We start from the raw sequence: 12,282 nt of genomic DNA on the forward strand, positions 1-12,282 counted from the left end.
ATGATGAAAGTAATTCATTACGTTCATCCCAAATCACAAAAGCAAATTCCCCTCTCAGATGATGCAGACATTGTGTCCCAAACTCGTTATATAAATGAAGAGCTATCTCACTATCGGAATTTGTTTTTAATTTGTACCCCCATCGTCGTAAATCACCTTGTATCCGTCCAAAGTCATAAAATTCTCCATTAACAATTATATGTAGAGTTTGCTCTTGGTTAGCAATTGGTTGTTCACCATGATTAATATCGATAATACTAAGTCTTGTATGTCCTAAACCAACTCGACGGTCAGGAGAAATCCAAAACTTTTGTCCATCTGGACCTCGATGCTTTAAGCAATCCATACCTAGTTTTAAAGATGACTCTGAGATTTGCTCATCGTTTGCAAACAATGCTATTATGCCACACATGAAATCGCTCCTTTACTTTTAAGTGATGTTTTATAAGTTACCAAAAAGGGGTATATGGGGGGGTGCATCTCAATGCATGCTATTTGACGCGGTGGTGCGTTACGGGCAAAAACCTAACACTTGCTATGGCTTGCGTCTTGGCGAGCCTGTCCCTAACACACCCACTTTTTTACAAATATGAGATGCACCCTATATGGGGTATATATAGCTGTAATATAGAATCCGGTTGATTACAGGGTAAACGCTACGTTATAGAACCTTTCTTTTTGCCAAAGTACAGAAGCACAGGGAATCTTGATTATTTTAAGATTCTCTGAGGAAAGAATACTGTCAGTATCTAAGCCATAACAAACCAGGATTATATCAACCTCTTCCCTTAAGTAAGCTAGTGCTTTAACAAGAGCCATATACCTGGATTTACTTTTTGAAAAATTAAAATAAGCTAGAATAACGACCGTATCCATAACTGCAGTGAACCTTTTCATTGGTACTACTATACAATGGAAAAGCTATCCCCATAAAAAATATATAGGAACCCTAAATCATTTGACAAATGATTTAGGGTTCCTAATATAGCCACTGATTGCATTATAGTTTTTTTAAATTAGGTGAGGTACATGTTTTTAGGTAGTAGGGAGCAGGGAGCAGGGAGCAGGGAGCAGGGAGCAGGGAGCAGGGAGCAGTCAAGTCAGAAGAGGTAAGAGGTAAGATGGTAAAAATATTTTGTACCTCATTATAATAAAAAACTATAGTGTTCGATGACCAAATGGCTTCTTGATGCCGTCCCTCATGGTTTTGAGGCTGTGTGGGGAAGCAAATTGGGCACGCAGCCCCCTGGAAACCACGCCAGTGAGGTCTTAAGGGTTACCCCCAAAACCTCACTGCATCGCTGTTCCCTGATTCGAAGTTCCCTACTCCCTACTCCCTACTCCCTACTCCCTACTCCCTACTCTCTACTCCCTACTCCCTAAAACGAAAGTACCTCACCCACTTGAGCACTGCTATATTATCGGTAGTAAAATTCAAAATCTTTTAATGCTGCTACTCTGGCTCGATTAAAATTATAGTGATAGCCCAGTTTGCGTTTGAAAGAATTCCAAAACGTTTTCTGTGTTTTTTCATGAGAAGCATCTAGATGTTTCTTGACTTCATAAACCTTGTCCCAGCTAGAACTTCTGGTAATAGTCAATCCTGCCTTAGCAGCCGCCAGTCCTAAGGTAATACCTGAGCCAGCATGAATACCTTTTAACTCAAAATAGCGCCCGATCATACCCCATTGTTTAATAAATTCTTTTTCTTTGCCACCATCTTTAGAAACAAAAAATAAAGATTCTCCTATATAAATTGCTTTGTCTAAGGGGATATCTAACTTAGAGGCTATATGTTTAAGGGGCTTTAATCGTTCTGGATTATATTTTTCTACATGCTCGACAAGATTTCCTTGATGTCCTGCCGTAATTCCAGGCAGTACTTCAATAGTTTCAGGTAAGCTACCTATAATTCTGGTGTCAGCATCAATTTGTATGGCGACAGGAAACTTTGACAAACCCTTCTCAATCTCAAAGCGTTTGTCATGATAACAATGAAGAATTCCTGTTTGCTTGTGTTTAAACGCTACAACATTCTTACAGTTATCAAAATCATTGACATCATCGGTGGCAACTATTAATAATTTTCCTGGAGCATACTTTTCTAAATCTCCTGCTAGTGCCTTGGTAAGAGAGCGATACTTACTACGGAGAGCTAAAGTACAGAAGCAAAAATCTTTTTCTGGCTTAATCATAGTCTTCTCCAAAAACCGTTTTTTCCTTCCTATCTCTGGGTGCGCGTTCCGTTGGCGACAGAACATCGCGCCTTGCCGCACCACTTTCTCAATCCAGAGTCTGAGCTGAACTTATCCAGCTGATTTTCCGACTGCCAATCACCATGTAATGGCTTAAACAGTCGTGGCTGGAGCTATAGTCTCAAGCCCTAGCTACCTGAGCCACTTACTTATATAATTCCCAGAAATATAAAGTTATTCACAGTATTGATAGCAAAAGTCCCATCAATCTGAACTATCAGTCGATTAATAGAGGTTGAGCAATTAAATATTGTATGTATCGAATCGATGAGCGCAAACTTTTTATGCAAAATGGCTGCTGCTTTTGCGTTCGCGCAGCAGCGACCTAGGAGCATCCCATTTCTCCCATAGCCTAAGATAGCGCAGCCTTGAAAAAACCCAGCCGTAACTAGTCCACCTCTGAGATGAGAATTAAATCACAGATGAAACTTGTGAATGTATCGCTATATGTATACCAGTTTACGGCTGAAGTCGTTGTTTAGTGAAACAAACTACAACCAAAGAAGTCAAAATAGATTTCCCTTTCAAATACGCTTGAGCAAGCTTAACCCATGAGTATCAGTGCCACAGGTATTAAATAGATTGTAGGTAGCACTCAACTGTTTCACCTGCTTAGTTTGTTTTGGACTAGGTTGCCAGGGTTCAGGATTGGTGTAGGCATAGTAAGTTTCAACACCATCAATCCCTAAGTTGGCTATAGCAGTAATTAACTCATCTGCTGACTTGCGGTAACGGGCTGGATGAGCCAAAACTGCTAAACCACCAGCCTGATGGATAGCATCAATCACTGCACCAGCCTCAGCATCATTACCGGTCGGTGCGATGCCAGTGAAATAGCGCTTTAAACTAGGATGTTCTGGATCAAAGGCATAACCGAGGATATGAACGTCATCATCCAGGAGGTTAGCGGTAATTTCGACACCAGTCCATAAGTGGGGTAATGAATCACAGAAAGATGACTCCTGCTGCCATTTTTCTATACAAGCTTGAGCAACTTGATAACCACTAACGGAGTGGTGATCGGTGATGGCAAGTCCCTTAAGACCAATGGTAATTGCTTGCTTGATCAACTCTTCCGGTTTAAGCCGACCATCAGAGTAAATCGTGTGCATATGGAAATTGTAGCGATAGGGACAGCTATCAGGCTCAATCGTTTCCCACACTTGCCGGAGAGCTTGTTGATTTTTTGCTGCTATCTTAGGTGAAGCAGACCCTTGAGCAATATTGACTACCATAGATACTTACTGTAATGACTATTGGTTGATTGACCAGATTGGATCTGCAGCCGCGAAATACTTTTAAGGGTCTAGGCCAATGGTTAAATCGCTCTAGGTTAAATCGCTCTAGGTTAAATCGCTCTATGCTTCTGACAAGCGTATGAAGCGTCTCGACTTGAGCACGGAAGCTCTCAACTGCCCCTGGTGTACCTAATCCCGAACTCCATTAGCCTAAAACCTAGAATAAAAATAAATAGAAATACGCGGTACGAGTTTTTAGTTGTTAACATAACCTTAGCAAACTTAATACTTTGTCGGTGTTGGCTTAATTACTTAAGCTTTACCTAACCCTCCTCCTTACTTAGTTGCTCACTTAGTTGCTCCAAGGACATGTAAGTCTAGTTGCCATGGCCAATTTCTGAGTTACGAATCTTCCAAGCTAGTTCCAAAACCTTAGTCCAGCGCTTTTGCACTTGTTTTTGGGTACACTTGAGGGCTTTGGAAATTTCTTGATCACTCTTTTGCGCCTGTTTCAGGGGCAGTAACGCTAGCTGTTGGCTATCGAGTTGAGCCACAAAGGTATCCCACTGCTTCGATGACATCCCTAGTTTTTGATCCAGGTCTGCTCCTAGCCATTGGTGTACTAGTTTCCACTGAGCTGAACGAGAGAACTTTTCTACATGGTATTTAAAGCGCTGTTGTAGATAATCCCGCTGACGGGGTGTTAGACCCATGATTTCGTCAATCTCTGGTGCAGCAAGGTCTTGCAGCTTTAGCACTAGATAATCAGCACAGTCATTATGACCGTTAGACTCTAGGTATTTGATCAACTCAGAGATAATGCGATCGCGTAAAACAGCATCGCTGGGGTCAATGGTTTTCTCAATCAGGTTTGAGCGTACCTGTTGTACAGTAGCTGAACGGTTGTGCTCTTGGGCTTCTTCATCCCTACCATACTCCACAGCCTGTTCAATATCCACAGGGGTTTCATTAGGCTGACGTCGGGAAAAGCTTTGTGCTCTGAGTACAATCAACTGCTGGCTACCGCGACCACGTAGGTTAATGCGTCGCTTAGCATATTGCTCACTAAAGCCCATGTACTCTGCTAGTTCTAGCTGGGTACGGGGAGTGTAGTCAGAATCGACAGGATTTTCCCGGCGGAAGGCTTTGAGGCACTCAGCGTAAAAGTCCTGTAAAAAGTCCTCAATCAAATTGTATCGAGCAGAAAAGTTTAACTGAGATTGGGACGGTGCCACATGGCGATAAACCATGGTACTGAGGTTACTATGGAGTTCCACACGACCCTGCCGAGAACCTAGTTTGTAGTATGACAGACACTTGTGGAGTCGGTGACGTGCTAGATTCAACTTCCAAGTATCAATTTCACCGGAATTCTGGATGCGATCGCTCTTAGAACAAATCCGTTCTACCTCCAAGGTTATTCGGTGGGCAACCGATTGAATACTCCTAGATTTAGTTCCAATTTCCGACTGGAGTTCCTCCACTAAGACCTGGGTCAAGTTTTGGGTGTGATTATCTAGAGTAATTTCCGGAGCCTGATTGTTAGTGGCGGAATTTTGATGATCAGTAAAAGTTTTGACTTGCATGGTATTGCCCCCAAAAATAGATTCACAGAATTGCCATGAAACAAGTAACAGAGGAAATGTGTGTGAATGTGATCTACAAACCTTGGAGTGGTCCGCTGTCCTTTGTCCTTGTCCACCCTAAATGTAGACTCGTGAGTAAGCGCCCTGGTCGGGTGAGTGTGTGACTCTCTCAGCTGACTAGTTTTCACCGCTAGCACTGCTGTAGTTTCCGTAGGATTACCTAAGGCTGAAATCCTTACTAGATATAGCGTTTAAGACTTTCGACCATCAAGCTGAGTTAGGATGACCAAAACCTGAGCAGTGGTCAATCCAGAAACTGACTGAACTAGTGATGACTTTTCCGTAAACGACTAAGGTTTTGTTGTAGTCAAGTGGTGCTTGATGCTCTGATGACCCAACCTGAGCTGACTAGTTAATCACTAGCTAAAGCACTACCTAAATCCAAGCGTACGCTTCCTCCCATCCCAAACCTTGCCGCACCATCATCGGTTCTGAACCAGTCAGGTCGAGGATAGTTGAGACTTGAAATCCCGGTTCTAAGTCATTGTCCACAATGATGTCTACGAGACCATCGAGAGCATCAAATAGTTTAGCCCGTTCCAATCCCACCGTTGGAGTATCACCATCCTCATTGGGTAGATGAGCCGAGGTAGAAATAATTGGATGACCTAGAGCTGAAAGCAACGCCTGACAAACGTTATGATCTGGGACTCGGATACCAGTAGTTTTACGATTGGGACTCATCACCAGCTTAGGTACTAACTTGGTTGCTGGTAACAAGAACGTATACGGTCCGGGAATCAAATGCTTCATAATCCGGTAAGCTGGATCACTTACCCGAGCATATTTAGCAATATTTGACAGAGACGAACACAAAAACGTCAGGGGTTTATCATTGGATAGTTGCTTCAAACGCCTAACTCGTTGCACTGCGGACTTCACATGTAAATCACAACCAATTGCATAGACAGTGTCAGTGGGATAGAGCATCACTGCACCATCTTCGAGATACTCTCTTATTTTCTCTATTCGACGTATTTGAGGTGTTTCCGGATGGATAGTATAAATAGTAGCCATAAATATTGTTGAATTCCTCAATATTGAATTGCTAAAGCCTAACCTTGGGAAAATTCACCAAGGCCAGATATAGACACGGTTCTGCCAAAGGATTAAAAACTACTGCCACCTAAGTGTGTTGCCAGTTTGGCTTTTTCTGACTCAGAGGTCAGTATAGTTAGCAAGATCTGGCCATAATTCCCTGATCTAGACCTGTAGGGTTTGTGGGGGATGAATTGCTCCAAATCCTTTTGTCTTAATTAATTTGTTTTAATTAATTTGTCTTAATCAATAGGATCTAGAATGACAAAGCTAGCTTACTTAGATTGTCCCACTGGAATTGCTGGTGATATGTGCCTAGGAGCACTAGTTTCTGCGGGTGTACCGTGGGAATATTTAGTGGAAAAGCTAGCAGCACTCGGAATTGAGCAAGAGTATCATTTAAGACTTAGCCAAGTACACCACAATGGTCAGTTGGCAACCAAAGTTGATGTAGATTTACCAGATCAAGACCATCAGCATCATCACCATCAACAGGAACACCACCATCAACACAGTCATGAACACAGTCATGAACACCACCATGAACACAGTCATGAACACCACCATGAACACAGGTCAGGGATAAGAGATATCAGTACACCTGAGCAGAATCATCATCATCATCCCACACGACACTTACCAGACATAGAGAAATTAATTACAGCAGCAAAATTACCCTCAAGAGTATGCCAGTGGACTCTTGCTATCTTCCGGAAACTAGCAGAAGCCGAAGGAGCCGTTCATGGTATTTCCCCAGACAAGGTTCACTTCCATGAAGTAGGCGCTACCGATGCCATTATCGATATAGTTGGTACTTGCTTAGGCTTGGATTGGCTAGGAATTGACCAAATCTATTGTTCTCCACTCCCCACTGGTGGCGGGACAGTATGGGCAGCTCATGGTCGGCTACCGGTGCCAGTACCAGCAGTACTAAAATTGTGGGAATCCCGTCAGGTGCCAGTTTACAGTAATGGGATTGAGCGGGAATTAGTAACACCAACAGGAGCAGCTATTGCGGTTACCTTAGCCACTAGCTTTGGTTCACCACCAGCAATGACTATCCAAAAAATCGGTAATGGTGCTGGTTCTCTACAATTACCCATTCCCAATATGTTGCGATTGTGGATTGGTGAGTCCTCAGAAGCTGTTAATGTTGGCAAGTTCAAGGTTAAACCGTCAAACTTACCCCCACAAACCCTACACCAGTCACCCCTTTCTGCTAACTCTTCTTCTGCTAACTCTTCTTCTGCTAACTCTTCTTCTGCTAACTCTTCCCTAGAAACTATCTCAGTTCTAGAGACTCAAATTGATGACCTCAATCCTCAAGCCATTGGCTATGTATTCCAAGAGTTATTTAACGCTGGTGCTGTGGATGTGTTTACTCAAGCTATTGGCATGAAGAAATCTCGACCAGGTATCCTGCTTAGTGTGATCTGTCATCCTCAAGATCTAGAGGCCTGTCAGGCAGTATTATTCCGAGAAACCACTACCTTAGGCGTGCGACGTCTGACTCAGCAACGAGCGATCTTACCTCGGGAAATCCAGCAGGTACAGACTAAGTATGGCCAAATTAGTGTGAAAGTGGCTTGGAGCGATCGCTCACCTCACAAAACAATGATGAATGTCCATCCAGAATACCAAGATTGCGCTAACTTAGCCAAGGAAAATAACTGCTCTTGGTTAGAAGTACATCACTTAGCACTCTGTGCTTGGTATTCTCAATATAGGGAATAGGGAGCAGGGAGCAGGGAGCAGGGAATGGGGAATCGGGAGTCGGGAGTCGGGAGTCGGGAGCGGTCCGACCCGTGGAATAGGCATCAGGCGTGGAACTGGCATCTTGCCAGTTTCAATATAGTTTCATGGTTATTTTTGGGTGTGGAACTGGCATCTTGCCAGTTTAATGGTTATTTTTGGGCGTGGAACTCGCATCTTGCCAGTTTAATAGTTATTTTCGGGTGTGGAACTGGCATCTTGCCAGTTTAATGGTTATTTTCGGGCGTGGAACTGGCATCTTGCCAGTTTCATGCCCACTGTTTGGGTGGAACTGGCATCTTGCCAGTTTAATGGTTATTTTCGGGCGGGCAGGATGCCCACTCTACTGCTATTGATTCCAAGACAGGAAAATTAGCCTATTCAACAGGTGCGACCCGTGGCAAATTAAATTCTTAATGGTAAGAGCGCACCTAACAAAATTTTCTGAATACGACCTCTTTCCACTATTCACTATTCCCAGATCCGCTGTTCCCTCTTATTTATTCTTGATGCGATTAATTTCCCGTTGCAATTCCTGGATTTGACGCTGCAACTGTTCCGCTTCATTCACTGAGTTGTTGGATGGTGGATTCGAGTCAACGTCAACTGCTCCCTTTTTGGTAACACGTTGATAATTGCCCTGACGAATTTGGCGATATTCCTCTGAAATTGCCCACTTTCGCAGGTAGTGTATGCGTTCAACTGGAAAGGGATGGCTCAAAAATTGACGATTAATACCACCATTATAGAGTAAAAACTTATAGATTTGATTGAGATTATCTTGGTCTAGTTCTTGATAATTTTCTGATTGACGGATAAATTCATCAAGACTGCATTCCTGTAGATGCTTAGCACTGCCACCAGACACTTTCATCATCGTTTGCATCACAGTCTTCAGGTCATCTATCACTAGTAAAGCAGCACGGTCAGCGGATAATTCAGCTTTGCGACGCCATTCATAAAAAGCAAAAAGTAAGCCAGTGCTGACGATATTCCCTAAGCCAAAGGTCATTTCACTTAACATAGAGGCAGCATTCATTGCCCAAATACCCATCTGAATTAAGATGGTGTGACCGCACTTGATATGTCCTAATTCGTGAGCCAGGATAGTACGAATTTCTGCTTCATTCAGTAAATCTAATAAGCCAGTGTTTACAACGATGTAAGGATTATCTTGACCTAAAGCATAGCTATTAACCTGAGAGTTTTGACTAACAAATAGGGCTGGTTCGGGATGTACATCTAAATCCCGAACACATTCTCGAAATAAGTGATAAATATTAGCATACTGGCGCGGTCCGACTTGGATACTGTTCCCCATAAGATAGACAAACTGGGGACGCTCGTAGAGAAATTCCACAAACTTACGAGAAACTAAGTCAAAACCAGGGACACTGCGTAACGCTTGCTCCGCTTGTTGGTCAAGGGGGTGTTTGAAGGCGTCGCTGGAAATTCCGGGATAGGTAGCCATAGTAGTCCAGTACTTTAGTGGTCCAGTTCTTTAGGCATTAGAAATTAGACATTAGATATTAGGTACTCGGAATTAAAAGTAATAAACCCAAAGCCCAAAACCCAAAACCCAAAACCCAAAACCTAACACCTAAAACCTAACACCTCAATCTGGCTTGTGTCCTTGCCAATTCTTTGATAATTTACTATAATACTGATATCGGAATAGTAAAGAAAGTGAGAGGAAAATAAACTTATGAACAAGTGTGTTGGTACTACTGAAGCAGCATCTCTGTTAGGTATTTCTCCTCGACGATTAAGACAATTGCTTGACTCCGGTAGAGTTAGAGGAGCTTATAAAAGCGGTAAGTTCTGGATTATTCCCCTGTTCAACTATCTGCCACAAATTACCAAGAAGAACCGGGGACCGAAAGGAACTTGGCGAAAAAGTCGTCCTCCTGCTTTAGCCAAGATTAATGTTAATCGTAATCGGATTGGCTCCAATAACCACAAAAGCCGTGAAGAGCGGTTGCCAGTGATTTCGGTAAAACGAAGTGGCCACAATAACTATGGCAACCAGGTAGAAATCCTCGGTCCGTGTCGGATTGTGTATCAGCCGGATAAGCCTCTTGATTGTGGAGCTCGTCTGTGGATCGAAACCTTCAGTGATATTCACTTTATCGGTGGGAGTTTTCCCGCCAGTGGTGCTTAGGACAAACGTTTTGGTCGTTTGATCAAAATTTCAATTGAAATACTACTCATAACGAATCAGAAAATTCCTCAGTTCGATAGAATCAAATCACAATCTCTGTTGAGCTGTATTGTGCATTCATTTGTTGCTGAATCAATTCATTGCATTAATCCCAATTGCCCAGCGCCCTACCCTCAGCCAAGGGATAACAACTTTTGCAATGGTTGTGGAGCAAAGTTAAGGCTCAAGAATCGCTATTTTCCTCTCCAGCTCTTGGGTTCAGGAGGATTTGCCAACATATACACTGTTTGGGATTTGCGGTCGAATACAGAAAAGGTGCTGAAGGTATTGCTAGATACTAAACCGAAGGTATTGCAGCTATTTCAGCAAGAGGCAGATGTTTTGCAACGTTTGGATCATCCAGGCATTCCCAAAGTTGACCAAGATAGCTATTTTGTCGTCAATCTAGGTCTTGAGCCACAGCCAGACCTGCACTGTTTGGTGATGGAAAAAATCAACGGTTCAACCTTGGAGCAAATGCTCATGGATCATCCTCAGGGATGTCCAGAGATGTTAGTGCGGGACTGGCTCTACCAGGCAGCAGAAATTTTACAGGTCTTGCACAGTTGTGGAGTGATTCACCGTGACATCAAACCGTCAAACTTAATGCTGCGGCAAACTACGGGAGAGCTAGTGGCGATTGATTTTGGGGGAGCTAAACAATTAAGTGTGGGTTCTGAGTTTTCTAAGGACGATTCGACTCGGTTGATTACTCCAGGTTACTCTCCACCGGAACAGATAGCTGGTGGAGCCATTGGACCGGCTGCTGATTTCTATGCCCTGAGTCGAACCATGATTCATTTACTGACGGGTATTGAGTTGAAGGATTTACAAGACCCAGTAACTGGTGAATTTCGATGGCGAGAGCAGGCAGTGGTAAGTCATGACTTGGCGGACTTGCTAGATGAAATGCTGAGCGTAGTACCCCAACAACGACCAACAACTACTATTGAGATTCATCTGCGTCTAGGTATGACTCCTAGCACTAGTTACCAACCTATCCCAGCACCAGTACCTTCCTCAGCACCAGTGTATTCGTTTCAAGGAAATCAGGTGGCTGCTGTGGGGTTATTTAGCCCTAAACTAACACAATCTGTGACAGGGTTGACTCATTCGATCACATCCGTAAAAGATTCCCTCTTAGCAGTAGTTATCACTATCGCACTAGCTTGTCTAGATAGTGTTTGGGAGATGTTCCTCGGAGCTTTTGGGGGAGTTTTTTGTGCAACGGTTGGGTTTATGGTATTGAATTGGACAAGTCTTGGGGAGAAAGTGACAAATTGGATCTCTGACCAACTGTATATGATCTTGCCTTCCCTGCAAATAACCATGTGGCAAGAAATGCTGTTGTTTGGGGCGGCTGGCTTAGGTACAGCTTGGGGATTGACCGCTGCAGGAGGCTTTGGTCAGCAGCGGCGTTTTTTAGTGGCAGGGATAATGGGTATTTTTGGTTATAGCTTGGGATGGTTGATGTGGCAGGCAACGGTACCTACGCTATTATTTGTCTCTAATTTACCTGACCAGGGGTTGCTGGTATGGATTACTGCGGTTACAGTAATGCTCTTGGTACTAGGATTAGGGCTACCGAGTCATAATCTGATTCATGCCTTAGTGGTGGCAGCAGGAACTGGTGGCGTATTTGGGGGTCTAGTGTCATCTGATTTATTGCCAGCAGGATTTGTGGTTAATATCTTTTCTTTTTCTAGAACCGGTAAAGTCGATTTCTATCAGCCGATGACTTTTTTTGCTATGTTGGCTATCTTAGAAGGATTTTGGCTAGGGGTGAGTTATTACCTGCTAGTGCCAGTAATGCGTTGGTTTGGCTGGCGTTAAGGGAGTCGGGAGTCGGGAGTCGGGAGTCGGGAGTCGGGAGTCGGGAGTCGGGACCTACACTGGCATGACGATACTTTTGACCTTCCTGATGGTGCTACTCATCTAGCCTCTAGTTCAAAGTACAACAACCAAGCCTTTAGCTGGGGTGAATGTGGTTTAGCTTTACAGTTTCACCCAGAAGTAACTGCTGCAGCCCACATTCCGCAGGTGCGATCACATAATGTTGTATTTTTGACTGAAGTCCTCCCGTTCATTTGTACTACTATACTAGTTAAAGTCTATCCCCATAAGGGATATAATGATTGAACCCAAAAATTGTG

General features: G+C 43.4%; 12 protein-coding genes and 1 pseudogene. 5 read left to right on the forward strand and 8 right to left on the reverse strand.

The genetic code is table 11. From position 1 onward, the window contains the following. Both F6K52_RS22365 and F6K52_RS22370 read right to left on the reverse strand, forming a co-directional pair. Positions 1 to 394: pseudogene (locus F6K52_RS22365) on the reverse strand (hypothetical protein); the annotation flags it as partial. A 248-nt stretch (positions 395 to 642) separates the two neighbouring features. Then, positions 643 to 819, reverse strand: coding sequence for a hypothetical protein (locus F6K52_RS22370; RefSeq protein WP_293082835.1), 177 nt, complete (start codon positions 817 to 819; stop codon positions 643 to 645). Positions 820 to 1,170: 351 nt separating this feature from the next. Here F6K52_RS22370 and F6K52_RS22375 point away from each other — a divergent pair, with 351 nt between their 5' ends. Next, a complete protein-coding gene (locus tag F6K52_RS22375; RefSeq protein WP_293082838.1) occupies positions 1,171 to 1,383 on the forward strand; it encodes a hypothetical protein in 213 nt (70 codons plus the stop codon). A gap of 35 nt (positions 1,384 to 1,418) precedes the next feature. Here the strand turns inward: F6K52_RS22375 and F6K52_RS22380 are convergent, their stop codons facing one another. The 4 genes from F6K52_RS22380 to F6K52_RS22395 form a co-directional block, all read right to left on the reverse strand. Continuing rightward, positions 1,419 to 2,195, reverse strand: coding sequence for a hypothetical protein (locus F6K52_RS22380; RefSeq protein WP_293082841.1), 777 nt, complete (start codon positions 2,193 to 2,195; stop codon positions 1,419 to 1,421). A 584-nt stretch (positions 2,196 to 2,779) separates the two neighbouring features. Then, a complete protein-coding gene (locus F6K52_RS22385; RefSeq protein ID WP_293082844.1) occupies positions 2,780 to 3,490 on the reverse strand; it encodes a PHP domain-containing protein in 711 nt (236 codons plus the stop codon). A 380-nt stretch (positions 3,491 to 3,870) separates the two neighbouring features. After that, entirely contained in the window at positions 3,871 to 5,079 is a 1,209-nt protein-coding gene (locus F6K52_RS22390) for a HetZ-related protein (RefSeq protein ID WP_293082846.1), read from the reverse strand. Between the two features lie 435 nt (positions 5,080 to 5,514). Next, entirely contained in the window at positions 5,515 to 6,156 is a 642-nt protein-coding gene (locus F6K52_RS22395) for an L-threonylcarbamoyladenylate synthase (RefSeq protein ID WP_293082849.1), read from the reverse strand. A 282-nt stretch (positions 6,157 to 6,438) separates the two neighbouring features. Here F6K52_RS22395 and larC point away from each other — a divergent pair, with 282 nt between their 5' ends. After that, positions 6,439 to 7,911 carry a nickel pincer cofactor biosynthesis protein LarC gene (gene larC, locus F6K52_RS22400; protein ID WP_293082852.1) on the forward strand — a complete coding sequence of 491 codons (1,473 nt, stop codon included), beginning with the start codon at positions 6,439 to 6,441 and terminating at the stop codon, positions 7,909 to 7,911. Here the strand turns inward: larC and F6K52_RS22405 are convergent. Then, entirely contained in the window at positions 7,873 to 8,013 is a 141-nt protein-coding gene (locus tag F6K52_RS22405) for a hypothetical protein (protein WP_293082855.1), read from the reverse strand. The genes larC and F6K52_RS22405 overlap by 39 nt on opposite strands. 121 nt (positions 8,014 to 8,134) lie before the next feature. On the opposite strand from F6K52_RS22405, the gene F6K52_RS22410 reads away from it, so the two are divergent. Continuing rightward, positions 8,135 to 8,305, forward strand: a complete 171-nt coding sequence (locus F6K52_RS22410) for a hypothetical protein (protein WP_293082858.1) — start codon at positions 8,135 to 8,137, stop codon at positions 8,303 to 8,305. Positions 8,306 to 8,425: 120 nt separating this feature from the next. On the opposite strand, the gene F6K52_RS22415 is transcribed toward F6K52_RS22410, so the two are convergent. Then, positions 8,426 to 9,400, reverse strand: a complete 975-nt coding sequence (locus F6K52_RS22415; RefSeq protein ID WP_293082862.1) for a M48 family metallopeptidase — start codon at positions 9,398 to 9,400, stop codon at positions 8,426 to 8,428. Between the two features lie 234 nt (positions 9,401 to 9,634). Here F6K52_RS22415 and F6K52_RS22420 point away from each other — a divergent pair, with 234 nt between their 5' ends. Both F6K52_RS22420 and F6K52_RS22425 read left to right on the forward strand, forming a co-directional pair. Continuing rightward, complete coding sequence (locus F6K52_RS22420; protein ID WP_293082866.1) at positions 9,635 to 10,090, forward strand: helix-turn-helix domain-containing protein; 456 nt, start codon at positions 9,635 to 9,637, stop codon at positions 10,088 to 10,090. A gap of 111 nt (positions 10,091 to 10,201) precedes the next feature. Then, complete coding sequence (locus tag F6K52_RS22425) at positions 10,202 to 11,962, forward strand: serine/threonine-protein kinase (RefSeq protein ID WP_293082870.1); 1,761 nt, start codon at positions 10,202 to 10,204, stop codon at positions 11,960 to 11,962. The last annotated feature ends 320 nt before the right edge of the window (positions 11,963 to 12,282 follow it).

The sequence above is a fragment of the Moorena sp. SIO3H5 genome (assembly GCF_010692395.1).
Lineage (GTDB): Bacteria > Cyanobacteriota > Cyanobacteriia > Cyanobacteriales > Coleofasciculaceae > Moorena.

Excerpts from the sequence above, each read along its gene's own strand:
- F6K52_RS22375 (WP_293082838.1), top strand. The coding sequence starts at position 1,171 with ATGACCAAATGGCTTCTTGATGCCGTCCCTCATGGTTTTGAGGCTGTG.
- F6K52_RS22405 (WP_293082855.1), bottom strand. The coding sequence starts at position 8,013 with ATGCCAGTTCCACGCCTGATGCCTATTCCACGGGTCGGACCGCTCCCG.
- larC (WP_293082852.1), top strand. The coding sequence starts at position 6,439 with ATGACAAAGCTAGCTTACTTAGATTGTCCCACTGGAATTGCTGGTGAT.
- F6K52_RS22380 (WP_293082841.1), bottom strand. The coding sequence starts at position 2,195 with ATGATTAAGCCAGAAAAAGATTTTTGCTTCTGTACTTTAGCTCTCCGT.
- F6K52_RS22385 (WP_293082844.1), bottom strand. The coding sequence starts at position 3,490 with ATGGTAGTCAATATTGCTCAAGGGTCTGCTTCACCTAAGATAGCAGCA.
- F6K52_RS22370 (WP_293082835.1), bottom strand. The coding sequence starts at position 819 with ATGGCTCTTGTTAAAGCACTAGCTTACTTAAGGGAAGAGGTTGATATA.
- F6K52_RS22390 (WP_293082846.1), bottom strand. The coding sequence starts at position 5,079 with ATGCAAGTCAAAACTTTTACTGATCATCAAAATTCCGCCACTAACAAT.
- F6K52_RS22420 (WP_293082866.1), top strand. The coding sequence starts at position 9,635 with ATGAACAAGTGTGTTGGTACTACTGAAGCAGCATCTCTGTTAGGTATT.
- F6K52_RS22395 (WP_293082849.1), bottom strand. The coding sequence starts at position 6,156 with ATGGCTACTATTTATACTATCCATCCGGAAACACCTCAAATACGTCGA.
- F6K52_RS22415 (WP_293082862.1), bottom strand. The coding sequence starts at position 9,400 with ATGGCTACCTATCCCGGAATTTCCAGCGACGCCTTCAAACACCCCCTT.